22 protein-coding genes are annotated in these 25,647 nt (G+C 71.7%); 9 read left to right on the forward strand and 13 right to left on the reverse strand.

Translation table 11 applies throughout. The features are described from left to right. Nucleotides 1-15: 15 nt before the first annotated feature. From ACZ6TB_RS09050 to ACZ6TB_RS09065, 4 genes are read right to left on the reverse strand one after another with little or no spacing between them, the layout of a single operon-like run. Nucleotides 16-630 carry a TetR/AcrR family transcriptional regulator gene (locus tag ACZ6TB_RS09050; protein ID WP_465552266.1) on the reverse strand — a complete coding sequence of 205 codons (615 nt, stop codon included), beginning with the start codon at nt 628-630 and terminating at the stop codon, nt 16-18. After that, nucleotides 623-2,587: an acetyl/propionyl/methylcrotonyl-CoA carboxylase subunit alpha gene (locus tag ACZ6TB_RS09055; RefSeq protein WP_465552545.1), complete on the reverse strand. Its 1,965-nt coding sequence runs from the start codon at nt 2,585-2,587 to the stop codon at nt 623-625. The genes ACZ6TB_RS09050 and ACZ6TB_RS09055 overlap by 8 nt, the downstream gene beginning before the upstream one ends. Before the next feature lie 6 nt (nt 2,588-2,593). Beyond that, entirely contained in the window at nt 2,594-4,189 is a 1,596-nt protein-coding gene (locus tag ACZ6TB_RS09060; protein ID WP_465552268.1) for an acyl-CoA carboxylase subunit beta, read from the reverse strand. Continuing rightward, a complete protein-coding gene (locus ACZ6TB_RS09065) occupies nt 4,186-5,877 on the reverse strand; it encodes an acyclic terpene utilization AtuA family protein (RefSeq protein WP_465552270.1) in 1,692 nt (563 codons plus the stop codon). Before ACZ6TB_RS09065 ends, ACZ6TB_RS09060 begins: the two co-directional genes overlap by 4 nt. Before the next feature lie 77 nt (nt 5,878-5,954). On the opposite strand from ACZ6TB_RS09065, the gene ACZ6TB_RS09070 reads away from it, so the two are divergent. Further along, nucleotides 5,955-7,100 carry an acyl-CoA dehydrogenase family protein gene (locus ACZ6TB_RS09070; protein ID WP_465552272.1) on the forward strand — a complete coding sequence of 382 codons (1,146 nt, stop codon included), beginning with the start codon at nt 5,955-5,957 and terminating at the stop codon, nt 7,098-7,100. A gap of 296 nt (nt 7,101-7,396) precedes the next feature. Here the strand turns inward: ACZ6TB_RS09070 and ACZ6TB_RS09075 are convergent, their stop codons facing one another. After that, the gene (locus ACZ6TB_RS09075; protein ID WP_465552274.1) at nt 7,397-7,834 is read right to left on the reverse strand and encodes a hypothetical protein; all 438 of its coding nucleotides are present in this window, start codon (nt 7,832-7,834) and stop codon (nt 7,397-7,399) included. A 32-nt stretch (nt 7,835-7,866) separates the two neighbouring features. After that, nucleotides 7,867-8,838, reverse strand: a complete 972-nt coding sequence (locus ACZ6TB_RS09080) for a quinone oxidoreductase family protein (protein WP_465552276.1) — start codon at nt 8,836-8,838, stop codon at nt 7,867-7,869. Between the two features lie 90 nt (nt 8,839-8,928). On the opposite strand from ACZ6TB_RS09080, the gene ACZ6TB_RS09085 reads away from it, so the two are divergent. Beyond that, nucleotides 8,929-9,576: a TetR/AcrR family transcriptional regulator gene (locus ACZ6TB_RS09085; protein ID WP_465552279.1), complete on the forward strand. Its 648-nt coding sequence runs from the start codon at nt 8,929-8,931 to the stop codon at nt 9,574-9,576. On the opposite strand, the gene ACZ6TB_RS09090 is transcribed toward ACZ6TB_RS09085, so the two are convergent. From ACZ6TB_RS09090 to ACZ6TB_RS09105, 4 genes are all read right to left on the reverse strand, one after another. After that, entirely contained in the window at nt 9,561-10,541 is a 981-nt protein-coding gene (locus tag ACZ6TB_RS09090) for a permease prefix domain 1-containing protein (protein ID WP_465552281.1), read from the reverse strand. The genes ACZ6TB_RS09085 and ACZ6TB_RS09090 overlap by 16 nt on opposite strands. Continuing rightward, on the reverse strand, nt 10,538-10,882 hold the full coding sequence (locus ACZ6TB_RS09095) for a PadR family transcriptional regulator (protein WP_465552283.1): 345 nt from the start codon (nt 10,880-10,882) through the stop codon (nt 10,538-10,540). Before ACZ6TB_RS09095 ends, ACZ6TB_RS09090 begins: the two co-directional genes overlap by 4 nt. Before the next feature lie 88 nt (nt 10,883-10,970). Then, nucleotides 10,971-11,720, reverse strand: coding sequence for a DUF3632 domain-containing protein (locus ACZ6TB_RS09100; RefSeq protein WP_465552285.1), 750 nt, complete (start codon nt 11,718-11,720; stop codon nt 10,971-10,973). Nucleotides 11,721-11,763: 43 nt separating this feature from the next. Then, nucleotides 11,764-13,200, reverse strand: a complete 1,437-nt coding sequence (locus tag ACZ6TB_RS09105; RefSeq protein WP_465552287.1) for an MFS transporter — start codon at nt 13,198-13,200, stop codon at nt 11,764-11,766. A 49-nt stretch (nt 13,201-13,249) separates the two neighbouring features. Here ACZ6TB_RS09105 and ACZ6TB_RS09110 point away from each other — a divergent pair, with 49 nt between their 5' ends. Continuing rightward, a complete protein-coding gene (locus ACZ6TB_RS09110; protein WP_465552289.1) occupies nt 13,250-13,837 on the forward strand; it encodes a TetR/AcrR family transcriptional regulator in 588 nt (195 codons plus the stop codon). Here the strand turns inward: ACZ6TB_RS09110 and ACZ6TB_RS09115 are convergent. Further along, nucleotides 13,740-14,639, reverse strand: coding sequence for a S1 family peptidase (locus ACZ6TB_RS09115; RefSeq protein WP_465552291.1), 900 nt, complete (start codon nt 14,637-14,639; stop codon nt 13,740-13,742). The two genes, ACZ6TB_RS09110 and ACZ6TB_RS09115, sit on opposite strands and share 98 nt — an antisense overlap. A 97-nt stretch (nt 14,640-14,736) precedes the next feature. On the opposite strand from ACZ6TB_RS09115, the gene ACZ6TB_RS09120 reads away from it, so the two are divergent. The 5 genes from ACZ6TB_RS09120 (at nt 14,737) to ACZ6TB_RS09140 (ending at nt 21,870) form a co-directional block, all read left to right on the forward strand. Next, nucleotides 14,737-15,396 (forward strand): response regulator transcription factor, encoded by a 660-nt coding sequence (locus ACZ6TB_RS09120; RefSeq protein WP_465552293.1) that lies wholly within the window; start codon nt 14,737-14,739, stop codon nt 15,394-15,396. After that, nucleotides 15,393-16,466: a sensor histidine kinase gene (locus ACZ6TB_RS09125; RefSeq protein WP_465552295.1), complete on the forward strand. Its 1,074-nt coding sequence runs from the start codon at nt 15,393-15,395 to the stop codon at nt 16,464-16,466. The genes ACZ6TB_RS09120 and ACZ6TB_RS09125 overlap by 4 nt, the downstream gene beginning before the upstream one ends. 183 nt (nt 16,467-16,649) lie before the next feature. Beyond that, complete coding sequence (locus ACZ6TB_RS09130; protein WP_465552297.1) at nt 16,650-19,298, forward strand: transglycosylase domain-containing protein; 2,649 nt, start codon at nt 16,650-16,652, stop codon at nt 19,296-19,298. Between the two features lie 57 nt (nt 19,299-19,355). Next, on the forward strand, nt 19,356-20,624 hold the full coding sequence (locus tag ACZ6TB_RS09135) for a DUF1800 domain-containing protein (RefSeq protein WP_465552299.1): 1,269 nt from the start codon (nt 19,356-19,358) through the stop codon (nt 20,622-20,624). A gap of 13 nt (nt 20,625-20,637) precedes the next feature. Then, a complete protein-coding gene (locus ACZ6TB_RS09140; RefSeq protein ID WP_465552301.1) occupies nt 20,638-21,870 on the forward strand; it encodes a DUF1501 domain-containing protein in 1,233 nt (410 codons plus the stop codon). 660 nt (nt 21,871-22,530) lie between these two features. On the opposite strand, the gene ACZ6TB_RS09145 is transcribed toward ACZ6TB_RS09140, so the two are convergent. Beyond that, nucleotides 22,531-23,379 carry an EamA family transporter gene (locus ACZ6TB_RS09145; RefSeq protein WP_465552303.1) on the reverse strand — a complete coding sequence of 283 codons (849 nt, stop codon included), beginning with the start codon at nt 23,377-23,379 and terminating at the stop codon, nt 22,531-22,533. Nucleotides 23,380-23,399: 20 nt separating this feature from the next. After that, complete coding sequence (locus tag ACZ6TB_RS09150; protein ID WP_465552305.1) at nt 23,400-24,605, reverse strand: LCP family protein; 1,206 nt, start codon at nt 24,603-24,605, stop codon at nt 23,400-23,402. Between the two features lie 259 nt (nt 24,606-24,864). Between ACZ6TB_RS09150 and ACZ6TB_RS09155 the strand changes: the two genes are divergently transcribed. Continuing rightward, the gene (locus ACZ6TB_RS09155; RefSeq protein WP_465552307.1) at nt 24,865-25,641 is read left to right on the forward strand and encodes an NPP1 family protein; all 777 of its coding nucleotides are present in this window, start codon (nt 24,865-24,867) and stop codon (nt 25,639-25,641) included. Nucleotides 25,642-25,647: the final 6 nt, after the last annotated feature.

Consider the following 25,647-nt stretch of genomic DNA (forward strand, 5'->3'; position numbering starts at 1 on the left):
GCATCGTCGGCGAAATTAGGTGCCCGCGCCGGGCGTGTCAAGCGCGGCGGCGAGCTGGGCCGACCACGCGCGTACGACCCGGGCCCGTCGCCGCGAGTCGTCGGTGAGCACGCCGGCCAGTGCCAGGCCGCGGGCCATGTCGAGGGTGGCCTGGATGAGGACGCGCAGCTCCGGGTCGCCGTCGTCGACACCCAGCAGGCGTACGGCACGCCGGTGCACGCCCCGGGCGAAGCGCCGTTCCAGCGGCACCACGGCCGCCCGCAGCTCCGGGTCGGCGGCGGCGACGGCCCAGACCTGCAGGGCGGCCCGGAACAGCTCGCCCCCGATCCCGTCGACCAGCCCCGCGACCACCGCGTGCACCCGCTCGGGCCCGGTCGCCGGCGGCTCGGGAAGCGCGTCGAGCAGCGCCGCCCGCTCCTCGAACATGAACTCCAGCGCACCCAGGATCAGCGCCTCCCGGGTGCGGTAGTGGTGCTGGATGGCGCCCCGGCTGATCCCCGCCGCGGCCGCGATGAACCCGACCGTGGACGTCTCCCACCCGTGCTGGGCGAGGCAGCGGATCGTTGTCTCGAGCAGATGCTGCCGGGTGGCCCGGCTGCGGTCCTGCTTGGGGGTGGTGACGTCAGTCATCGGCGGGGGTCACGACGGCCAGGGGCGTGCCCTGGGTGACCTGGCGGCCGACCGTGACCGGCAGCTCGGCGACCACGCCGGCGGCCGGGGCGTGCACGGCGTGCTCCATCTTCATCGCCTCGAGCCAGACCAGCGGCTGGCCGGCCGTCACCGCGTCGCCGAGCGTGACCGCCACCCGGACCACCGTGCCCGGCATCGGGGCGACCAGGGCGCCGGTGGGGACGCGGGCCGACGGGTCGGTGAAGCGGGGCCGGGGGCGCAGCTCGAGCGAGCCCCGCGGGCCGTCCACGACCACCCGGGCGTCGTCGCCGGCGCCGAAGCGGCCCACCGTCCAGGTACGCCGGACCCCGTCCACGTCGAGCGTGACCCGGCCGGCGTCGGCCGACACCAGCGTCACGCCGTCGAGCCCGTCGACCTCGATGCCGCCACCCCGCACAAATCGATAACGCACCGAAATTTCGTCATCACCGTGGAAATAGGGGCGATGGCGGTATCCGACGGAAATGTTGCGGAAGCCGCTGAGCAGGCCGGGCAGCAGCGGACCGCGTTCGGCCGCGGAATCGGCCAGCGCCGCGACCAGCGCCCCGATTTCGGGACGGTCGAAAGAAACGATCAACGAGGCCGGGGGATGGTCGGCGTAAAAGGCGGTGCTCGCCGTACCGGAAAGAAATTGTTCGTGCCGGAGACTTCCCACCAGAAGATCGCGATTGGTGGTCACGCCGTGCACCCGCGACCGTTGCAGGGCCGCCGCCAGTTGCCGGGCCGCCGCCTCCCGGCCGGGCGCGAAGGAGATCACCTTGGCCAGCATCGCGTCGTAGTGGGTGCCGACCACGCTGCCGCCGGCGACGCCGGCGTCGACCCGGATGCCGTTCGCCCGCGGGTTCTCGAAGGCCACGCCGGCCACGTCGAAGAGGGCGATCGTCCCGGCCTGCGGCCGCCAGCCGGCGGCGGGGTCCTCGGCGTACAACCGCGCCTCGATCGCATGTCCGGTCATGGCCGGCTCCTTGCCGATCAGCGGTACGCCGGCGGCGACGTCGAGTTGGAGGCCGACCAGATCGGTCCCGGTCACGCACTCGGTCACCGGGTGCTCGACCTGGAGCCGGGTGTTCATCTCCAGGAACCAGAAGCCGCCCTTCTCGTCGGCCAGGAACTCGACCGTCCCGGCCCCGCGGTAGCCGACCGCGGCCGCCGCCGCCCGCCCGGCCGCAAGCAGCCGCTGCCGCAGATCGCCGCCGAGCCGGTCGACCAGCGGCGACGGCGCTTCCTCGATCACCTTCTGGTGGCGGCGCTGGAGCGAGCACTCCCGTTCGCCGAGCGCCCAGATCGTGCCGTGCTCGTCCGCCATGATCTGCACCTCGACGTGGTGGCCGTCCTCGAGGTAGCGCTCGCAGAACACGGTCGGGTCGCCGAACGCGGACGCGGCCTCGCGGGCGGCCGACGCCACCGCCTCCGGCAGCTCGCCGAGGGCGCGGACGATCCGCATGCCCCGGCCGCCCCCGCCGGCGCTCGCCTTGACCAGCACCGGGAGGTCGTCGGCGGTCAGCGTCGCGACGTCGAGCCGGTCGAGCACGGGCACGGCGGCGACGGCCATCCGGCGCTTCGACTCGATCTTCGAGCCCATGACCTCGATGGCCTCGGGGCTCGGTCCGATCCAGACGAGGCCGGCGTCGCGTACGGACCGCGCGAAGTTGGCATTTTCGGACAGGAAACCGTAACCGGGGTGGATGGCGTCCGCGCCCGCCCTCCGCGCGGCCTCGATGATCAGGTCGCCGCGCAGGTAGGTGTCGGCGGCCGTCTCGCCCGGTAGCCGGACGGCACTGTCGGCCTCGCGCACGTGCGGCTCGTTCGCGTCCGCGTCGGAGAAGACGGCGACCGTGGCGATACCCCGGCGGCGGCAGGTGGCGAAGACCCGGCGGGCGATCTCACCGCGGTTGGCGACCAGGACACTCGTGATCATCATCTCTCACATCCGGAAGACGCCGTAGCCGTCGGCGCCCCGCACCGGCGCGCCGTGGATGGCGGACAGGGCGACCCCGAGCACGTCCCGGGTGTCGCGGGGGTCGATCACGCCGTCGTCGTAGACCATGCCGGAGAGCACCAGCGGCATCGACTCGGCGGTGATCTGCTGCTCGATCATGTGCCGGACGACCTGGGCGCCGTCCTCGTCGAACGGCCGGCCGCGGGACAGCGCCGACGCCTTGGACACCATGTAGGTGACGTCGGCGAGCTGCTGGGCGCCCATCACCGCGGAGCGGGCGCTGGGCCAGGAGAAGACGAAGCGGGGATCGTACGCGCGCCCGCACATGCCGTAATGCCCGGCGCCGTACGAGTTGCCGATGAGCACCGAGATGTGCGGAACGGTGGAGTTGGACACCGCGTTGATCATCAGGGCGCCGTGCTTGATGATGCCGCCCTGCTCGTACTCCCGGCCGACCATGTACCCCGTGGTGTTGTGCAGGAACAGCAGGGGCGTGTGCGACCGGTTGGCGAGCTGGATGAACTGGGCCGCCTTCTGGGCCTCTTCGCTGAACAGGACGCCGTTGGCGTTGGCGAGGATGCCGATCGGGTAGCCGTGCAGCCGGGCCCAGCCGGTGACCAGGCTTTGCCCGTAGAGCGGTTTCACCTCGTCGAAGTCACTGTCGTCGACGATCCGCGCGATGATCTCTCTGGGGTCGAAGGGCGATTTGAGGCCACTGGGCACGATCGCGAGGAGGTCTTCCACCTCGTACCGTGGCCGCTTGGTTTCGCTTGCTTGTTGTCCTAATTTTTCGTGATTCAGGCGCGCCACGATGCGTCGCCCGATGCGGATCGCGTCCTGCTCGTCGGCCGCGAAGTGGTCGGCCAGCCCCGAGACCCGCGCGTGCATCTCGGCCCCGCCCAGCGACTCGTCGTCCGACTCCTCGCCGGTGGCCGCCTTGACCAGCGGCGGCCCGGCGAGGAAGACCTTGGAGCGCTTCTCGATCATCACGACGTGGTCGCTCATCCCCGGGAGGTACGCCCCGCCGGCCGTCGAGTTGCCGAAGACCAGCGCGATCGTCGGGATGCCCTGCTGCGACAGGCGGGTCAGGTCCCGGAACACCGCGCCGCCCGGGATGAACACCTCCTTCTGCGTCGGCAGATCGGCGCCGCCCGACTCGACCAGCGCGATCAGCGGCAGCCGGTTCCGCAGCGCGATCTCGTGCATCCGCAGCGTCTTCCGCAGCGACCACGGGTTGCTGGCGCCGCCCTTGACCGTCGGGTCGTTCGCCACGATCAGGCACTCGACGCCGCTGACCACGCCGATGCCCGCCACCACGCTGCCGCCGACCGCGAACTGCGAGCCGTAGCCGGCCAGCGCCGCCAGCTCCAGGAACGGCGAGTCCAGGTCGAGCAGCAGCTCGATGCGCTCCCGGGCGGTCATCTTCCCGCGGGCGTGGTGCCGCTCGACCGCCTGAACGCCGCCCCCCGCAACGGCTTTCGCGGTCTCGGCCGCGATCTCACCGAGCGCCTCGAGCATGGCCTCCCGAGCCGCGACCGCCTCGGCCGATCCGGTGTCGAGTGTGGACCGCAGCACGCTCACGACGCCTCCAGAAGCTCGATCGGAATGTCGACGTACCGCGAGCGAAGCCACTCGCCGAGCCCCTTGGCCTGCGGATCGAACCGGGCGCCGTAGGCGACGCCTTGCCCGAGCAGGCCCTCGATCACGACGTTGACGGCGAGGATGTTCGGCAGGCGGGTGATGTGGATCGGGAGGTCGGCGGTCTCCGGGAGCAGCTCGCGGATCCGGTCCTCGACGATCAAGTTCCGGAGCCAGCCGTACGCCTCGGGTCGCCTCACCCACAGGCCGATGTTGGCGTCGCCGCCCTTGTCGCCGGAGCGGGCCCCGGCGAGGGTCCCGAGCGGAAGGCGCCGCGAGTCCCCTGTGGATTCCGCGCCGATTTTGTCGTACCCGGGTGGGTTGCTCAACGGCTCGAGCGCCCGCGTCGCCGGCGGCGGTGCGATCCGCGTGACCGTGCCGTCATCGTGGACGACCTCGTGCTCCGGCTCGTCCTGCGGCACGAACCCGGCCGTGAACACGCCATAGGGATGGGCCGGCCCGGGCGGCGTGGTCGCGAAGAAGCCCGGATACGACCCCAGCGCGACCTGGACGGCGGCATTGCTGAACGAGCGGTCCACGACCTTGCGCTCCGGGTCGCGCGCCACCGCCGTGAGCAGTGCCGACGCCTGGTGCTGCGTCGGCGCGTCCGGCACATCCAGCCGCGACAGCTGCCAATCCAGCTCGGCCGGGCGCCGAGGCAGGCCGGCCTCGAACTGCCGGCGGAACAACGACGCCTTGGCCTCGATGTCCAGCCCGGTCAGCACCGTGGTCATCTCGTTGCGGTACCCGGCGAGCGAGGTCTGCGAGACCTTCAGCGACGGTGGGGGCGCTTCACCGCGTACGCCGGAAATCGCCACCCGGTCCGGACCCGCCTGCCGCAGCGAGATCGTGTCGAGGCGCGTGGTGACGTCCGGTCCGGCATAGCGGGCGTCCTGCACCTCGTACACCAATTGGGCCGTCACCGTGCCGACGGTGACCGCGCCGCCCGTGCCGGGATGTTTCGTGATCACGCTGGAGCCGTCCGGGCTGATCTCCGCGATCGGGAAGCCGGGGTGACCGAGGTCGGCGATCTCGGTGAAGAACGGGTAGTTCCCGCCGGTGGCCTGTGTGCCGCATTCGATGACGTGCCCGGCGACGGTGGCGCCCGCGAGCCGGTCGAGGTCGTCGCGCCCCCAGCCGAAGCGCGCGATGGCCGGGCCGATCACCAGCGAGGCGTCGGTCACCCTGCCGGTGACGACGATGTCGGCGTCCATCGCGCCCGCAATCCCGAAGGCGCCCAGGTACGCGTGCCGCCCCGGGCCGAGCTGATCACCACGCACGAGCGCGACCGTGGGGGAGAGGCCCTGCTCGGCGGCGACCGAACGGATCGCGGCGACCAGCGCCGCCGGGTTCACGCCGCCGGCGTTCGTCACGATCTTGACCCGCCGGTCGAGGGCGAGGCGCAGGCAGTCGCGCAGCTGGGTGAGGAACGTGCGCGCGTACCCGAGACCGGCGTCCTCCCGGCGGTCACGCTCGAGGATGAGCATGGTCAGCTCGGCCAGGTAGTCCCCGGTGAGCACGTCGAGCTCGCCGGTCCCGCCGGTCCCGCCGGTCCCGCTGGTCTCCAGCATCTCGCGCATCGCGGAGAGCCGGTCCCCGTAGAAGCCGGAGAAGTTGCCGATGCGGATCACCCGCCGAGGCTCGCACAGCCGAGAAAAACAAGCAAGCGCGCTTGTTTTTTCGATCCCGGAAAAGCTACCTTGCGGTAATGCGGCTCAACGAGGACCACCAGGCCTTCCGGGACAGCGTCCGACGGTTCGTCGACACCGAGGTCAACCCGCACGTCGACGCCTGGGAGGCGGCCGGGCGGGCGCCGCTGCACGACCTGTTCCCCAAGGCCGCGGCGCTGGGGCTGCTGGGGCTGGAGTATTCGCCCGAGTTCGGCGGGGAGGGCGCCGACCACAGCTTCCAGCTGGTGGCGGCCGAGGAGTACGGCCGGATGCACGCCGGCGGCGTCGGCATGGCGATCGGGGTCCAGGCCATGATGGCGACGCCGTCCCTGCACGACTTCGGTTCCGCCGAGCTGAAGGAGCAGTTCCTCGCCCCCGCGATCGCCGGCGCCGCGGTCACCGCGATCGCCGTCACCGAGCCCGACACCGGCTCGGACGTCTCCCGGTTGCGCACGCGGGCCGTGCGCGACGGCGACGACTGGGTAATCACCGGCCGCAAGGTCTACATCACCAACGGCGCCCAGGCCGACTGGCTGTGCCTGCTGGCCCGCACCTCCGACGAGGGCGGCTACCGCGGCATGTCGCAGATCGTCGTGCCGACCGACCGCCCCGGCTTCTCGGTCGTGCGCACCTTCGACAAGCTGGGCAACCGCTGCTCCGACACCGCCGAACTGGAACTCGACCAGGTGCGTGTCCCCGTCGCCCACACGATCGGCGAGGCCGGCCGCGGCTTCCAGCAGCAGATGCGCCAGTTCGTCACCGAGCGCATGTTCGCCGCCTACACCACGGCCGGCCAGTGCCAGTACGCGCTGGACCGCACCCGCGCCTTCGTCCACGAGCGCTCGGTCTTCGGGCGCCCGCTCGCCGACCGGCAGTACGTGGCCTTCCGCCTCACCGAGCTCCAGGCCGAGGTCGACCTGCTGCGCAGCCACAACCTGCAGACCTGCGAGGCGCTGATGGCCGGCGAGGACATCACCCGCATGGCCACGGTCGCCAAGCTCAAGGCGGGCCGCCTGATCCGCGAGGTGGCCGACTGGTGCCTCCAGTTCCACGGCGGCGCCGGCTACCTCGAGGAAACGTGGACGGCCCGCATGCTCCGAGACGTACGCCTGACCTCCATCGGCGCCGGCGCCGACGAGGTGATGCTGCAGGTGCTCGCCCGGCTGGACGGCCTCCCCGCCTGACCCTCGCGCACCGCCCGCCGCCGCACGCCGCGCCGCCGCACGCCGCGCCGCCGCACGCCGCGCCGCCGCACGCCGCGCCGCCGCACGCCGCGCCGCCGCACGCCGCCGCACGCCGCGCCGCCGCACGCCGCCGCACGCCGCGCCGCCGCACGCCGCCGCACGCCGCGCCGCCGCATGCCGCCGCATGCCGCTGCCCGTCGCCCGTCGCGGCCCGTCGCGGCCCGTCGCCCGTCGTGCCGGGGCAGTCGCCGCTTCGCCGGGCACCCCTTCGGAGGTAGCCGTGGCGACACCGCGCCTCAGCCGCTTGCCGCCTGTGGGCCGACCCGCGCGAGCCGTGCCACGATGGCGTTCTGGTTACGGCCGAACTCGGCCATCAACTCCGCGACCGTCGCGCCCTCGGTGGCCCGCCGGGCCAGGCGGTCGTCGTCGGTGCGCGCCCAGCGCTTGTGCGAATTCGGGTGTTTCTCGCGCAGGTCGGCCATCGTGTAGGCCGGCTCGCGCGACGCCGGCCGGGGCGGCCGGGGCGGCCGGCGGTCCGGTGGCCGCAGGAACACCCGCCCCAGGCCGCCGATGTGTCTCAGCTCGGGCACCCGGCCCGAGAGGCGGGCCACCACGCGGCCCTCGCGTTCGGTGCAGACGACCCGCACGGTATATCCGCCGGGCCCGGCCGTCGCCGTCGGATCGACCTGACGGTCGTTGTCGTTGAGCTGCCAGTAAAGAGGTGTGCCAACCATGCCGGGGAGATTAGGCCCACCCTCTGACAGTTTCAGGGGACAAGCAATACCCGGCCTATCGTCGCTCGGTCCTCCAGCAGCCGATGGGCCTCGGCCGCCGAAGTCAGCGGCAATGTCGCCCGGACTTCGGAACGCAGGCTTCCGTCGGACAGCAAGCGGCTCACCTCCTCCAGATCCGCGCGAGCCTCCGACGGGCGGGCGGCCCGCCACGCCAGCAAGGAGAATCCGGTCACCGTGTGGAGACCGAAGAACGCGCGGAGCGGCAGATCCACCAGGTCACCGCTGGCGGCGCCGTAGACGACTGCTCGGCCCAGCGGGGCCAGCAGGGCGATGCCCGCGGTCAGCACCGGGCCGCCGACGGCGTCCAGCAGCAGGTCTACGCCGTCGGGGGCGAGCTTGCGGACCTGGTCGGGCCAATCAGGAGCGGTGTAGTCGACGGCGAGGTCGGCGCCCAGGGAGCGGGCGTGCTCGCGCTTCCGCTCGGTGCTGGCGGTGGCGATCACCGTACCGGCGCCGGCCTGCCGGGCCAGCTGGATCGCCAGCGCGCCGATGTTCCCGGCTCCGGAGTGGACGAGCACGGTCTCGCCCGGCTCGAGCCGGGCGATGCGCAGCAGTCGCAGGGCGACGGGACCGGCGACCGAGAGCAGGCTGGCCGCGCCCGGCGACATGCCCGCCGGTGCCGGCGCCAGCCAGGCCGCGTCGGCCAGCGCGAAGTCGGCGAACGCGTCGGGATCGACCAGCGCCGCCACCCGGGCGCCGGTCAGCCCGGGATCGACGCCGGGGCCGACCGCGTCGACGATGCCGATCACGTCGCCGGTGGGGGAGCCGGGCAGCGGGCGGACGAAGATCGAGCCGGCGCCGGCCCGGATCTTGGTGTCGACGTAGTTTGCGCCGATCGCCTCCGCCCGCAACCGGACCTGACCGGGGCCGGGCTCCGGCCGTACGGCCTCCTCGATCTTGAGAACTTCGGGCCCGCCGTACTGGTAGTAGCGCACGCGTTGCATGATTGCCTCCTGGTAAATTGGACCAGCGGTCAACTTCGTCGACCGTAGAGCATAAGTTGACCGACGGTCCAGTTATTCGGGAGACAAAGCATGCCGGAGCGCGCCGACGCGGCCCGCAACCGCCGGGCGATCCTGCGCGCCACCGAGGAGCTGCTGACCCGGCTGCCGCCCGAGCAGATCTCGATGGAGCAGGTCGCGGCCGAGGCCGGCGTGGGCAAGGGCACCGTCTTCCACCGGTTCGGCAGCCGCGCCGGGCTGATGCGGGCCCTCATGCAGGAGCGCGCGATGGCGCTGCAGGAGGCGGTCGAGGGCGGTCCGCCACCGCTCGGCCCCGGTGCGCCCCCGCGCGACCGGCTGCTGGCGTTCGTCGACGGCGTCATCGAGGTCGTGTCCCGCAACAAAGGGATGCTCGCCGCGCTCGATCACGCCGAGGCGGTGGTGCAGGCGCGGGTCCCGGGCGAGGATCCACCGCCGCTGCACGCGATCTGGCACCGGCACATCGCCGGCCTCATTCACGAGGCCCGGCCCGATCTCGATGCCGAGGTCGACGCTCACCTGATCCTGGCGTCATTGCACAGCGAGCCGATCCAGCGGTTGCTGGCCACAAAGGACGGCGCCGACCGCCTCGCCGCCGGCCTCAAGGCCATCGTCACGGCGCTGCTCGGGCAGAAGGCGGGTAAAGCGATGCGACCGCCCCGGGTGGGGCGGCCGCATGGAGCGGATCAGCCGAAGTCGTAGCTGCCACCGGTGCCGGTGACCTTGACGGGCAGGCCCTTGCGGATCCGCTCGCCGCGGATCGCCACCTCCACGATGTCCTTGACGCTGCCGAGCAGCAGCAGCGCGATGATGCCCAGCGACAGCCAGTGCTTCACGTCCACGCCGTCGCCGATGTCGGCGAAGCTGTGGAACTCGGGGTTGAAGAACTTGTCGGCCGCGAGCAGGTAGATCAGCGCACCGGCCGAGAGCACCTGGAGGACGGCGTTGACCACGGTCACCGTGCGGTTCCACGTGCCGAGCCGCCACACCCACACCTGGTAGGCGCCCTGCAGGATCAAGACCACGATGAGGTACGGCCACCAGAACGTCCAGTTGGCCGGATCGAGCACGGGGACATCGCTGAACGTGAACTGCTGGAGGATCAGCGCCGCGATCAGCAGTGCGGGCCAGACCAGGCCGACCGCCATCTGGTGGGTGGGCATCCCGTTCGGCTCGTAGCGGGGCAGGTCCTTGAGCGACCACCGGGCCTTGAGGTTGATCTTGCCCCGGCCCGCCCGCTGGACGATGGCGAAGGTCAGGGTCGTCCAGAAGACCATCTGCACGCCCACGGTGAGCGTCGTGGAGATCGCGGTGCCGATCACGTCGCCGACGGTCGGGTCGTCGAACAGCTCGATGATGACCGCCACCGCGACGACGATCGGCAGCACCGCGCTCAGCATCAGCACGGTCAGCCGCCGCCACGTCGGGTAGAGCTCCGGGCCGATCAGGTAGTTGGGCCGGTCGGCGTAGCTGTCGGCCAGCCGGTCGGGGTCGCCGAGCTCGGTCAGCGTGGTCTCGACGGCGGCATCGCGGCTCTCGCCGGCCTCGACCCGGGCGTCCACCGCGTCGTCGATGGAGGCGCGCAGCTCGCGGTCGATGTCGGCCCGCTGCTGCTCGGGGACGCGACGAAGGGCGGTGTAGACGTAGCGGTCGACGAGATTGGTCATCGTGTGCTCCCCGTGATGTCGAGATCGGTGATCGCCTTGTCGAGCCGCGCCCACTCCTCGCGCAGGACGGTGGCGAGCGTGTCGCCGTGCTCGGTGGTGCGGTAGAACTTGCGCGGGCGGGCCTCGTCGGTGTTCCACTCGCTGGTCAGCAGCCCCTGCGCCTCGAGCCGGCGCAGCAGCGGATAGAGCGTGTTGGCCTCGACCTCGAAGCCGGCCTCGCTCAGGGTCTCGAGCAGCGAGTAGCCGTAGCCGGGCTCACGCAGAACGGTGAGGCTCGCGACGACAACCGTTCCCCGCCGCAGCTCTTGCAGGTGCCCCGAGAGCGTCGCATCCGTTGTCATGCTCAACACGATACTGTGCGACACACACTATGGCAACCAAATACACCAATGTGCCGTACGCCAATGACGTGTCAGAGAGATTGTTGGCTCAGAAGGCGGCGGCGATCTCCCGGTCGTACCGGCGCATGATGCGCAAGCCCTCGCGGGCCGTGCGGTCGCCGCCCTCCGCGAGTCCCGCCATGCGGCTGCGCCAGAAGGTCCACCGGGGCACGCTGAACGCCTCATCCGACGACACCGACCCGAGCCGGTCGGCGAACGTGCGCCCGTGCACCGTGGCGTCGACCAGCGCGGGACCGGCGTGCTTGAACCACTCGACCGCCGCCGGCACGTGGCGGGCCGGGTCCGCGTGCGTCTCGAGGGCCTCGCGGATCGTCCACAGCCCCAGGCGCCGGAAGTCCACCACGGCCGGGGTGAGGCGGGCGGCGAAGGAGTTGAGCCGGGTCCAGGAGCCGTCGGGGCGGGGCTCGTTCCAGGTCTCGCGCATCTGCGCCCCGAAGACCGGCAGATCGGCGAAGACGCGCAGCTCCCAGACCCGGCAGTCGCCGGCCGCCGCGACCGCCTTGACCCCGGCCACCAGCGCCACGAGCCGATCGAGGTCGGCGCCGTCGGCCGCGGCGGCCACGACCGTCTCCCAGGCGGCCCAGAGAATCGGCTCGACGTCGGGGGAGACCGCCCACGGGAACGACTCGCCGTCCGGGGAAGGTGCGGCCGGGGGAGGTGCGGCCGGGGGAGGAGTGGCGGCCCCGGAGCACTCGGCCACGATCGGTGCGGCGAAACCCGCGACATCCCCGGCGGCCACGATCGGCGGGTAGTAGGCGCGCGCCTCGTCGTAGTTCACGGGCTTGATCCTGCCGGACGCCGCCGAGCGGGAAGAGACCCGATCAGACCGCCGACATGGCGGGGCTTTTCTCCTCAGCGGGGGCCGCGGACCGCGTACGGAGGAATCCGAAGGCCACCAAGGCCGCCGCCGCGACGGTGAGCGTCAGGGCCGCGATGGTGATCGCCGAGCGGAACTCGGCCGTCTGGTGCGGGCTCCAGGCCGGCGTCGCGATGCTGCCGGTGAACATGGCGGCCAGGATCGTGCCGGTCACCGCGATGCCGGCACCGGAGGTGACCTCGGTGGCCGTGTCGGTGAGTGCGGCGCCGATGGTGGTGCGGTTCTTGGGGAGGCCGCGCAGGACGTTGGTGCCGGCCACGACGCCGACGACGCGGATGCCGGCCGCCACCAGCACCAGGGCGACGGCCACGAAGACGTACCCGAGGTTGCCCAGCAGGCCGTAGACGGCCAGGCCGGCCACGACGGTGGCGGCGCTCAGCCACGCGGCCCGCTCGAGGCCGACCCGCTTGACGAACGGGGTGAGCAGCGCGCCGCCCGCGACCAGGACGATGACCTGCGGCAGCAGGCCGACGGCGGCGAGGCCGGCCGACCAGCCCCAGTCGAGCTGCAACTGAAGGGTCACCATGTAGCCGAGGCCGGCGACCGCCAGCCCGGCCGCGGCCTTGAACGCCAGGCCGCTGGAGACGAGGGGATGGGCGACCAGCTTGAGGTCGAGCAGCGGGTGCCGCGCCGAGCGCTCGCGGAGGACGAAGAGCGCCGCGGCGACGACGACCGCCGCGGTGGCCGCCCACGGTTCCCACGAGCCGGCGCCCTCGTCGACGAACAGCGTCGGCGCGACCAGGGCCAGCACGATCGCCGCCGTGCCGAGCACCGCGCCGGCCCCGTCGATGGGGTCGCGGTGCAGGTCGGCGGGGGCGTCGGCGGCGACGCCGAACCGGATGCCGGCGAACGCCAGCGCGGCGATCGGCACGTTCACCAGCAGCAGGGCCTGCCAAGGAGCGACCGCGAGCACGAAGCCGCCGGTCGTGGGGCCGACCGCGAGCCCGACCAGCCCGACGGTCGAGATGATGTTGATGGCGCGGACCCGGAGGCCGTCGTCGTCGAAGAGCCGGAAGGCCAGCGCCATCGAGCCGGGCGTGGTCATCGCGGCGGCGACGCCCATCGCCGCGCGGACCGCGATCAGCTCGCCGGCGGTGCTGACGAACGCGGTGGCCAGGCTGGCCAGGGCGAGCAGGACCAGGCCGGCGAGCATGACACGGCGGCGGCCGAACCGGTCGGCGACGGCGCCGAACGCCAGCATCAGGCCACCGAAGACGACCGCGTACGCGCCGGTGACCCACTGGAGTGCGGTGGTCGAGGCGTGCAGCTCGCGTCCGATCGTCGGCAGCGCGACGTTCAGAATCGAGTTGTCCAGCATCTCGACGAGGAATACCGCCGACAGGCCGGTCAGGGCCACCCATGCTTCCCGCAACGACGTCATGGGACTAAGTTAAGCCACTAAGTTTAGTCGCACAAGAGAGTGAGGTCACATGCCCCGGACCGGAGAGCGTGGCGGGCCGCAGACCCGTGCCCGGATCGCCGAGGTCGCGGCCCGGCTGTTCCTCGAGAACGGGTTCGACGCGGTGACCGTCGCCCAGGTCGCGCGGGAGGCCGGGGTGTCGAGCGTGACGGTGTTCAACCACTTCCCGCGCAAGGAGGACCTGTTCCTGGACCGCTCGGTCGAGGCCGTCGCGCTGCTGCGGGCGGCCGTCCGCGACCGGGAGGCCGACGTGCTCTCGTCCCTGCGGGAGCTGACCATGCGCCTGGTCGACGAGCGTCACCCGCTGTCGGGGGTCAACGACCGGTCGGTCCCGTTCTTCCGCACGGTCGCGGCGTCGCCGGCCCTGATCGCGCGGGCCCGGGAGATCGGCGCCGAGCTGCAGCGGGCCCTGGCCGAGGAGGTGGACGGCGACGGGACGCTGCTGGCCGCCTTCTTCATCGCCGGTTACGGCACCGTGCTGGTCGAGACCGCGCGCCGGCTCATCGCCGGGGAGACACAAGATGCCGTGCTGGCTGATCATCGGGAGCGGTTCGAGGGGCTGTTCGACGCGCTCCGGAACGGAGTCTCCAGGCGGTAAGAGCGGTAAGAGTCGCCGCGATGATCAACCCGACCCACAGAAACGGAAATGCCGGCTTGCCGGCGGCGTGGATGGTGTCGTCGATCCAGTCGGCCACGACGTCGGTGCGGGCGGCGAAGTCGGCGCCCTCGTGCGGGCAGCCCGGGCCGGTGCTGACCACCGCGACCAGGGTGGCGGCGCCGTGCGACTCGGTGAAGTAGGGGCCGCCGGAATCGTGCAGGCAGGCGCTGGTGTCGGGGCGCGGGTCGCGGCCGGAGACGTCGAGCAGGGAGTCGCGCACGCCGTCGACGGTGAAGCGGCCGGTCCGCAGGCCGGGGGAGCCGGCCGACTCGTCGCCGGAGGTGAGCCCGTACCCGGTCAGGCGCAGGATCTCGCCCGGCCGCGGCGCGGTGGTGCCGATGCCGATCGGGGTGACGCCGGTGACCTCGGTGGCCAGCTCGGCGAGGGCGACATCATGGTCTTTCGCCTGGTACGCCGAGACGACCTCGACATCGCGGCCGGCGACCGTGGCGATGGTCCGGCGGGCGACCGTCTTGCTGACCCGGCGGCCCTCGGCGTCCCGGAAGCAGTGGCCGGCCGTGATCACCCAGCGCGGCGCGACGAGGGCGCCCGAGCACCAGCTGTCCCGGGTCTCGCCGTCCGTCGTGGGGATGCCCGTCATGGTGAGCTTGGTGGCGAACCGGTATTTGCCGGCGGCGACGCGATCGCCGTGCGCGATGGCGGAAGCGGGTGCGGCGGGCGCGACGAGCAATGCGGCGGCCGCCAGCAGGCTGACGAGGTACTTTCGGGGCACGGTGACCATGCTGCGGACCCGGCCGTCGGGCGAGCGTCAGCGGACCGTTTACGGAACCTTTATCCCCGCTGTGCGAGCCTGGTGTGCCCGGGATGGGGGAGGACGCGTGCGAGTGCTGCTGGCCGACGACGAGCGGATGCTCGCCGACACGGTCGCCGAGGGGCTGCGACAGCTGTCGATCGCGGTCGACGTGGTCTACGACGGCGACAGCGCCCTCGAGCGGCTCGGCGTCAACCGCTACGACGTGGCCGTCCTCGACCGGGACATGCCGGGACGCACCGGCGACGAGGTGTGCCGCCGGCTGGTCCAGGAGGGCGCCAACACCCGGGTGCTGCTGCTGACCGCCGCGGCCGGCATCCGCGACCGGGTCGAGGGGCTCGGCCTGGGCGCCGACGACTACCTGACCAAGCCGTTCGCGTTCGCCGAGCTGGTCGCCCGGCTCCAGGCGCTGGCCCGGCGGTCGGCGCCGGCGCTGCCGCCGGTCCTGGAGCAGGACGGCGTCACGCTCGACACGACCCGGCACACGGCGTCCCGGGACGGCCTGGTGCTGTCGCTGTCGCCGAAGGAGTTCGCCGTCCTCGACGTGCTGCTGCGCGCCGGCGGCCAGGTTGTCAGCGCCGAGGACCTGCTCGAGCAGGCCTGGGACGAGAACGCCGACCCGTTCACCAACTCGGTCCGGGTGACGATCATGACGCTGCGCCGCAAGCTGGGCGACCCGCCCGTGATCCACACCGTGCCCCGCGTCGGCTATCGGCTCGGCTCGTGACGAGCCGGTCCCCGGCCCGGCGGATGCTGCTGGTCTGCGCCGTCCTGCTGATCGCGGCCTCGTTCGCGCCACGGCTCGCCGACGAGCTCATGTACCTGTGGGGCGAGCTGGTCCCGTCGCCGTGCCGGGACAGCACCTCGTACGTCTGCGTGCAGTTGTTCCGTCATCCCAGCGTCGCCCCGGCCACCGCCCGCGCCGTCGTGCTGCTGGTCATCCTCGGCGTCTGCCTCGCGGCCGTCCGCTGGTGCCTGGCCCCGCTGCGCGACCTGATCCCGGTGATCGCCGACGTCGGGCCGCAGAACCTCGGTCACCGGCTGCGTCCCGGCCCGGGCAAGGGCGTGGTGAACGATCTCGGCCGCGAGATCGACGACATGATGGACCGCATCGCCGTCGGCTACGAGGCCCAGCGCCGGTTCGCCGCCGACGCGTCGCACGAGCTGCGCACGCCGCTCGCCGTGCAGCGCACGCTCATCGAGGTCGGGATGGCCCGCGAGCTCAACCCCGGCCAGATCGCGCTGCTGGCCGCCCAGTTGCTGGAGACCAACCAGCGCAACGAGCGGCTCATCGAGGGCCTGCTGGTGCTCAGCGAGAGCGACCGGGGGCTGGTGTCCCGCGCGCCGGTGCGGCTCGACGAGGTCACCGCGGCGGTGCTCGACGCGCACCGGGCGCGGGCCGGGGAGGCCGGCATCACGATCACCAGCACGCTCGCGCCCCGGGTGGTGATCGGCGAGCAGGTGCTGCTCGAGCGGCTGGTCACGAACCTCGTGCAGAACGCGATCAAATACAACCGCGAAGACGGCACGATCGACGTACGGGTGGGAGACAGCCCCGCCCTCGTGGTGGTGAACACGGGCGACGACGTCCCGCCCGAGGACGTGGCCGGGCTGTTCGAGCCGTTCCACCGCCTGTCCGGGATCCGCATCGACCACAGTGGCGGGGCCGGCCTCGGCCTGTCGATCGCGCGGTCGATCACCCGGGCCCACGACGGGACGATCGCCGCTCACTCCACCGGCCACGACGGCCTGCGCGTCCAGGTTTCCTTTCCGCAAGCAATTACCCAGCGTAATTAAGAATGCAATGTTGGATTCTTGTGGGGTTCTCGTGGGTATCCCGTCTTAAGTAGCCAATCGCCGGCGGAGCCCCGTAATCTCGGGCGCCATGCGTGTGTTGCGGAAGATCCTTTCTCATTTTCGGCTCAGCTGCATCCATTACGCAGCGTATCTTCCGGCTCGCGCATCCCGAGGTGCGACCGCATGAGCCCGACCGGCGAACCGCAGTCCCCGCGCGCCCGGGCCGCCGTTCCCGGCCGCGCCGCGCCGCCCCCGGACGCCTATCGCCGCAAGGCCGGCGGCCGCGCTTCGGTCGGCAGTGCCTCAGTGGGCAGTGCCTCGGTCGGGAGCGCGTCGGTCGGGAGCGCGTCGGTCGGGAGCGCGTCGGTCGGTGGCCGAGCGTCGGTGGGCAGCGCGTCGGTGGGCAGCACCTCAGTGGGCAGCGCGTCAGTAGGCAGCGCCTCGGTAGCCCGCGCCGCCGTCCGTCCCGGCGACCAAGCGCCCGAAGCGCCGCGCACCCCCGGCGCCGGTCCCGCCCGCAAGGCCAAGGGCAAGGACAGATCGAAGGCGGCCAAGCGCCGCCGCCGCACCAACATCCTCACCGCCGCGGCCGCCGTCGTGGTCATCCTCCTGGGCGCCGGCGTCGTCGGCGGCACCTACTTCTTCGACGACGTCGCCCTGCCCCCGCCGGTCACCGAGGACCAGTCCAACGTGATCCTCGACGCCAAGGGATCCGTCCTGGCCCGCCTGGGCGAGGCGAACCGCACGGTCGTCCCCGAGGAGAAGATCAACAAGGTCGTCGAGCACGCCGTCGCGGCCGCCGAGGACAAGAACTTCTACACCCACCACGGCATCGACGTGAAAGGCATCGTCCGGGCCGCGTGGAACAACTTCACCGGCGGGGCGACGCAGGGCGCGTCGACGATCACGCAGCAGTACGCGCGGCACGCCGCCGATCTGAAGGCGATCAGCATCAACCGCAAGCTTCGTGAGGCGGTCATCGCCCGCAAGCTGGAGTCGCAGTACAACAAAGACCAGATCATGGGCATGTACCTGAACTACGTCGACCTCGGTGAGGGCCGGTACGGCATCGAGGCCGCGGCGCAGGGCTACTTCGGCAAGTCGGTGACCACCCCGGCCGGTCAGAAGAACGCCATCACGCCGAGCGAAGCGGCGGTCCTCGCCTCGATCATCAAGCAGCCCTATCCCGACGACACCTCCCGGGGGTTCGACCCCAACTACAACCTCCCGGACGCCAAGGACCGCTGGGAGTACACGATGAAGAACATGCTGGAGAAGAACTGGATCACTCCGGCCGAGTACGCCGCCCGCAAGTACCCGGCGGTCCGCAAGCCCAGCGCCAGCTCGTGCAAGACGTGCGCCGCCGACAAGCCGGTCGGCATGATCTTCCGGCACGTGAAGGCCGAGCTGACGCAGCTCGGCATCGACCGGTCGGAGTTCGACAAGGGCGGCCTGACCATCACCACCACGATCGACCCCGACGTGCAGAAGGCGGCCGAGCAGGCGGCCTCCCGCACCAGCAAGACCTCGCCGATGCACGACACCCCGAAGACGTACCAGGCGGCGCTGGTCGGCATCGATCCGGCCACCGGCCGGGTGCTCGGCTACTACGCCGGCGACGACCCGAACGGCACCGACTACGCCGGCTACCTGTCCGGGGACGGCACCCAGATCCTCGGCGGCCAGTCGCCGGGCTCGAGCTTCAAGGTCTACACGCTGGCCGCGGGGCTCAAGGAGGGCGCGTCCTTCAAGAGCATCTGGGACAGCACGCAGAAGCGGACCAACGGCACCGAGATCAGCAACGCCGGCGCGGACCCGGGCAAGATCTGCGGAAGCCGGCCCAAGGACTGTGATCTCGAGACGGCGACCGTCAAGTCGTACAACTTCGCCTTCTATTTCCTCGCCGACGAGATCGGACGCGACAAGGTCATCTCGGCGGCGAAGGCGGCCGGCCTCAAGCATCTGTGGACCGACGGCAACAAGCAGTTCCCGAACGGCAAGCTGGTCGACCTCACCAAGACCGACAAGTCGACCTGGCTGAAGTCCGGCTACTTCGACAATGAGATCGCGTTCGGCCAGTACCGGGTTCTGCCGCTCGAGCACGCCGAGGGCGTCTCGACGATCATCAACGGGGGCGTGCACCACGCCGCCCACTTCATCCGGCAGGTCAAGCGGGTCGACCCGGACACCGGCAAGGTCTCGTACCTGAACCCGGAGAAGGTCGGCGGCAACCGGGCCTTCGGCGCCGACGAGATGTCCAACCTCAACGGCGTGCTCAAGAAGATCGTCATCGCCGACGACCTCGACCTGCGCAACGGCCGCGAGAGTGTCGCGAAGTCGGGCACCTGGGAGTACACCAACGGCGGCGGCCGCGACGGCGGCTCCGGCGACTGCTGGTTCGTCGGCGGCATCCCGCAGCTGTCGGCCACGGTGTGGGTCGGCGGCAAGGATCAGCGGGTGCGGCTCAAGAACCCGGACACCGGCGGCGACATGTTCGGCCGCGCCACCCCGGGCGAGATCTGGAAGAAGTTCCTCGACACCGCGGCCGACAAGCTGAGCCTGAAGAACGCCGACTTCCCCCAGCGGGTCGACACCGGCGACCCGGAGAAGTTCGGCAACGGCGTGAAGCCGGCCGCGCCGCCGCCCCAGCAGCCGGCCAACACCTGCGCGCTCACGCTGGTCGGCGGCACCTGCGACCCGCTCGGCGGCAACAACGGCGGCGGCAACAACGGCGGCGGCAACAGCAACGGCGGCAACAACGGCGGCAACAACGGCGGCAACAACAATGGCGGCGGCGGCACCAACGGGGGAGCGACGAACCCCCATCGATGACCGCCGCCTGACCTGGCCCTTACGTGACGCTTACACGGGCGGCCTAGCGTCGTCCGCATGACGGACCGACGCGTGGTTTCCCACGTCCTGCGGCGGCTGACGTTCGGGCCGACGGCGGCCGAGGTGGACGCCGCGGCGCGCGACGGGCTCGAGGCCACCGTGGCCCGGGTTCTCGCGCCCGCCGGCGTCGCCGAGCTGCCGTCGCTCGGCGCCGATCCGGCGGCCGCGCCGGCCAAGGGCGCTTCCCGGGAGGATCGGCAGAAGGCGCGCCAGGCCGCGGCGGCTCAGGTGGCCGACGCGGCGGCCTGGTGGGTGGGCCGGATGGCCGCGGGCGGCACGGCGGCCGAGAAGCTCACCTTCTTCTGGCACGGCCATTGGGCGACCAGCGTGCAGAAGGTCCGCTCGGCCGGGCTCATGCTCGGACAACAGCAGACCTTTCGCCGGTACGGGTCGGGAGCGACCGGGCCGCTGGTCCGGGCCATGCTGCGCGACCCGGCCCTGATCGTGTGGCTGGACGGTCAGAAGAACACCCGCAAGGCGCCGAACGAGAACCTGGCCCGCGAGGTCATGGAGCTGTTCACGCTCGGCGTCGGCCACTACACCGAGGACGACGTGAAGGCCGCGGCCAAGGTGCTCACCGGCTGGCAGGTCGATCGCGCCGCCAGCACCAGCCGCCTCGTCGCCGGCCGGCACGCCACCGGCCCGGTCACGCTGCTCGGCCACACCGGCCCGCTCGACGTGGACGGCTTCGCCGACCTGCTCGTCCGCCACCCCGCGCACGTGCCCTTCCTGGCCGGCCGGGTCTGGCTGCGCTACGGCTCCGGCGACCAGCCCGTTCCGGCGTCCCTGGCCGGCGCGGGCAACGACGTGACCGCCATGCTCCGGGCGCTCGCCCTCGATCCGGCGTTCCCGCAGACGGCCGGGCACCTCGTGAAGCAGCCCGTCGAGTGGACGCTGGGCGCCGTACGCCAGCTCGGTGTTGATCCGCAGAAGGGCCGCAAGCAGATCCTCGCCGGTCTCCGCGCGCTCGGCCAGATTCCCCTGCGGCCGCCGAGCGTGGGCGGATGGCCGGCGGGGGAGGCCTGGCTCACCACCGCGGCCGCCCAGGCCCGGCTGCGCACCGGGCTGGCACTCACCGCGCTCGCCCCCGCCGCCGTGCAGAAGCTCACCGACACCGCCGCCGGCGACCGGCTCGACGCGCTCGCCGCCCTGCTCGCCGTCGATGCCTGGAGCGACCGGACCGCCGCCGTGCTCACCCCCGTGGCCAAGCAACCCAAGCGGCTGCTCGCGCTCGCCCTCGCCACGCCCGAATACACCGTCCACTGAGGAGGCCACGACCATGGACGCCATCACCCGCCGCCGGTTCCTCGTCGCGAGCGGCGTCGCGGCCGGCGGTCTTGCCGTCGCCGGCGGGGGCGCCTACGCGCTCACCGACATCCTGCGCACCGCCGGCGACCGCGATCCCTCGGCGCGAACCCTGGTGCTGGTGACGCTCTACGGGGGCAACGACGGGCTCAACACCGTCATCCCGTACGCCGATCCCGCGTACGCCAAGGCCCGACCGGCCCTCGCCTACGACGCCGGCAAGGTCCTCAAGCTCGACGATGCGTTCGGCCTCAACCCCGCGATGACCGGCCTGCACCAGCTTTTCCAGGCCGACCGGCTGGCCGTGGTCCGCGGCGTCGGCTACCCCAAGCCCGACCGCAGCCATTTCCGGTCGATGGACATCTGGCAGTCCGGCCGCCCCGACCGCCCCGAGAACACGGGCTGGCTCGGCCGCTGGCTGGACGCGTCCGGCGGCGACCCGCGGCTCGCCGTTTCCTTCGAGCCGGTGCTGCCGCCCCTGCTCGCGGGCGCGCACAGCGCGGGCGCCACCGTCCCCGGCGGTTCGGTCGACCTGCCCGCCGGCGTGACCACCGCCGAGCTGACCGCCCTCGGCCGCGCCGACGCCGCCGAGCCCGCCGCCCGGGCCCGCGCCGCCGCCTGCTTCACCGACCTGACCCGCATCCAGGACCTGATGCACGACGTCGCGGCCGCCGCCCCCGACGACGACGAGGACTCCGTCGCCACCGCCACCGGCGGCGCCACCCAGCCCCTGGAGGCCCAGCTGGCGCTGGTCGCCAAGTGCGTCGAGGCGGGCGCCGCGACCCGCGTCTACTCGGTGTCGCTGGGCGGTTTCGATCTGCACGCCGACGAGAAGGCGGCCCAGGAGAACCAGCTCACCAAGCTCGACAAGCCGCTGGCCGCGTTCGCCGACCGGATGTCGCGCACCGAGGCCGGCCGCAACGTGGTGGTCGCCGTCTACTCGGAGTTCGGCCGCCGCGTCACCGCCAACGCCTCCGACGGCACCGACCACGGCACGGCCTCGTCGATGTTCCTGCTCGGCGCCGGCGTGAAGGGCGGCCTCTACGGCGAGGCGCCCAGCCTGACCGACCTCGACGAGGGCGACCTCAAGTACACGACCGACTTCCGGGACGTCTACGCCACCCTGCTGGCTGACGTCCTGGACAGCGACCCGGCCCCGACGCTGAACGGCTGGAAGGGCCGCCTCGACGACATCCTGGCCGTTTAGGAGCCTCTCCTGGCCGGCGGGCGGGACTTCTGGCCATGGCGTTCGAGGTCGCCGGTGAGCCACCGTATTCACGAGCTGAATATTGGTGGGCGGGTCAATCTTTTGGCGGGGAGGTCCGCGTTTCTGGTGGCGGTTTTCCGCCGATCGGCGACGGTGGCGGACAACGTCACGGGATCGTGTAATACGCACTCCGGCTGACCTGAAAGGCGCGGCCCGGCCGACGCCGTGTGGTTGCCCGGAAAGCACTCGAGGCGCGGAGTCTTCCGTGCCCGCCGAGGTGGCGGCGGCGCGGCTTCCCGGTTCGCTCGGCGGGCGGTGGTCTGCCGGGCGTTCGAGTCGAGGCCGGCGTCGGGGAATGCGGGTCTCGGGCCATCCGTTCGGGCCGGTCTTGACCTCGATCTCCGGCCAGTCGGGGCCGCCCTGCTCACGACCGCCCGACTCAGGGTGGGCCGGTGCCGGTGGGACGGCCCGGTGCGGTGCCGGGCATGCGCAACCCGGAACTCCTCGGCCGCCGCCCGGCACCGGCCGGGAAAGGCGCGCAAACAACGGGACCGGGCGTCCTCCACCGCCGCCGGCAAAGCGTGCCGCCCGCACCAACTCGGCCCGCTCAGCGTCGGACAACGTCACCGCAGCAGCAACCGGACTCGGCATCGGCCGGGTCTAGCCGCCGGTGATGAGCAGGACGATGGAGGCGCCGGCGGCCAGGAGACCGGCCTGCTGGCCGCGGTTGATGCGTTCGCGCAGGACGGCGGCGGCCAGGATGACGGTGAACGCCGGGTACAGGCCGGCCAGGACCGCGGTGATGGTCAGTTGCCCGGCTCCGGTGGCGAACAGGAACAGCAGGTTGGCGCACGCGCCCAGCAGCCCGGCCGCGCCGCCCCATCGGGCGACGGCCGCCGCCTTCAGCGGCTCGCGGGCGCGGCGCATCCGGACCATCGCCGGCACCGCGGCCGCCACCACGATGGCCAGGGCGACGAGCTGCCCAGGAAGCAGCGGCCAGGCGCGGGCGTCGGTTCCGGCCCGGTCGAGGGCGACGAACAGAAGCCCGAAACCGAGGCCGGCGACGAGGCCGTAGGCGGCGTCCGCCGTCCGGAAGCCGGCGCCGGGCCCGGACCACGAGGCCAGGGCCACGGCGGGGAGCGCCAGGACGATCCCCAGCCAGCCCCACCCGGTGAGATGGTCGCCGGAGAGCAGACCGACCACGGCCGGCAAGGCCGCGGTGATCACGGCCGAGAGCGGAGCGACGACACTCATCTGCCCCGTGGCGAGGCCGCGGAGCAGGCAGATGTTGCCGATTCCGCTGCCGATTCCGCTGAGCGCGCCCCAGGCCAGAACGTGGGAGGTCGGTGTCCCGCCGAGCGCTACGACCCCGATGACCGCCGCGAGCACCCCGACGATCTGGACCGCGACCGGCATCAGCGCGGGCGGGGAGCGCCGGCCGCCGAGGCCGCCGACGAAGTCGCCGACGCCGTAGGCGAGCGCGGCGAGAAGCGCCAGGACGACGCTCATCGGCGACGCGGCTCGGCGGGCTAGGAGCCGGAGCCGGAGCTGCCGTCGGTGAGCAGGAGCTCGGGGTGGCGGCCCAGGTAGTTGCGCAGGTTGTCGTCGGCGGTGGCCTTGAACAGGTCCTTCGTGCTCTGGGTGATGCCCTCGCCGCTGCCGAGCAGGGACTTCGCGTACGTGCCGTTGTTGGTCTTGACCGGGATCAGGTCGCCGGCGGCCAGGCCCTTCAGGCCGAACATGAAGTCCTCGACGCTCACGCCGTGGGTGTCCATCTTCAGCGACGTGCCGGCGGCCTTGAGGATGGCCGACACCTTGGCCGGGTTGGTCAGGATGCCGGCGCTGGTCGCCTTCTTGGCCATCGCCCGCAGCAACTGCTGCTGGTGCCGCTGGCGGTCGTAGTCGCCGTTGCTGGAGTGCCGGATGCGGGAGAACTCGAGCGCCTCCCACGGCTTCATCTCGCGGCAGCCCTTCTTGAACCAGAGGGCGTTCCTGGGCGGGGACTGCGGGTCGGCGCCCACCGCGTACTGCACCTTGCCGTCGACGATGATGTAGTGGCTCGACCAGACGTCCTTGTCGACGCACATGTAGACGCCGCCCATGGCGTTGAGCATGCCCTGGAAGCCGTTGAAGTCGATGATCACGACGCCGTTGAAGTCGATGCCGGTCAGCTCGTGCACGGTCTTAGTGGCGAGCTTCGCGCCGCCGGTCCAGCCTCGCTTGTTCTCGGAGCCGGTCGCGTACGCCCCATTGATCTTCCCGACCTGGGCCGGCGTGCCGAGCGTCCGGTCCGCCGGGATCTGCACGTCCATGTCGCGCGGGATCGAGATCATGTACGCCTGCTGGCGGTCGGACGGGATGTGCAGGATCAGCATCGTGTCGGAGCGGGACGTCTCGCCCTTCTCCTCCCAGCCGGCCCGGGTGTCGAGGCCGAGCAGCAGCAGGTTCATCGCGCCGTCGGGCAGCTTGCCGGCGGCCGTCTTGGTGCCGGCCGTCTCGTCGTCGAGGACGCTCGACGTGGTCTGGATGTTGTTGGTCAGCTGACCCAGGAAGTACTTGACGCTCACGATGCCGGTGATGGCCAGGACGGCCATGAACGTGCCCACCGCGGTGACCGCTTTTGCCCAGAGCGGGGCCTTCTGCCGCTTCGACTTGAGCTTCGGGACCTTGCCGTTGGCGCCGGCGCCGTTCACGCGAACGTCGCGGGGGCCTTGAGAGACGGTCTGTCCCGGCATCCGTCGATTCCTCCTGACACGAGCGTGTTATCCAGCCCCGCAAGCAGGGGTCGCCCGCGCCGGGCAGAACATCGCAAAGAACAGATATATCTTCACGTTGCGCCAGTCAATCCGCCGTTGGGACGGTACGTCACCGTTGTGACCGGTTGTGATCTTCCGGTTCCGGAACGGGGTGTTATTGACTGATCTCTATCCGACCGGTGAGGATCATTTCCGGGCCACGAAATCGTGGCGAAATACGACGAAGGGTCACCGACTCATGCGCCGTACCCGTCCTCTTTCCCGGATCGGAGTCGCGGCCGGCATCGCCGCCCTCCTCATTGTGGTCCCCGCCACACCCGCGCTCGCCGACCCGCCGCACAACCTCCCCCAGAACGCCGGCGGCTACGAGCAATCGTTCTCCCCGGCCTACGACTACGACACCGACGGCTGCTACGCCGTCCCCGCGATCGGCCCGGACGGCACGCTCAACGCGGGCCTCAAGACCACCGGCGCGGTCAACGGCAGCTGCCGCGACCAGTGGGATCTCGACAACTCCCAGACGTACGCCCGATCGAAGTGCGACCACGGCTGGTGCGCGGTCGTCTACGCCAGCTACTTCGAGAAGGACCAGGCGGTGGCCGGCAGCGGGCTCGGCGGGCACCGGCACGACTGGGAGCACGTCATCTCGTGGGTGAACCAGGCGACCAACCAGGTCGAGTACGTGACGACCACGCAGCACAGCTCGCAGGTGACCTACGCCCGGTCGGCGGTGCGCTTCGACGGCAGCCACCCGAAGGTCGTCTACCACAAGGACGGCGCCTCGACCCACTTCTTCCGGCTCGCCAACGGCAACGACGAGCCGCCGGAGAACCACTACCACAACTGGCGTTACCCGCCGCTGGTCGACTGGACCGGATGGCCCACCGCCGAGCTGCGCGACAAGCTGATGGCGGCGGACTTCGGCGCGGCCACCATCAAGATCAAGGACGGCTCGTTCGAGTACCTGCTCAACGTTTCCAAGCCGGCCGGGATCCCCTTCGACGCGTACGCGTAGAGCCCC

The sequence above is a fragment of the Actinoplanes sp. NPDC051537 genome (assembly GCF_055586105.1).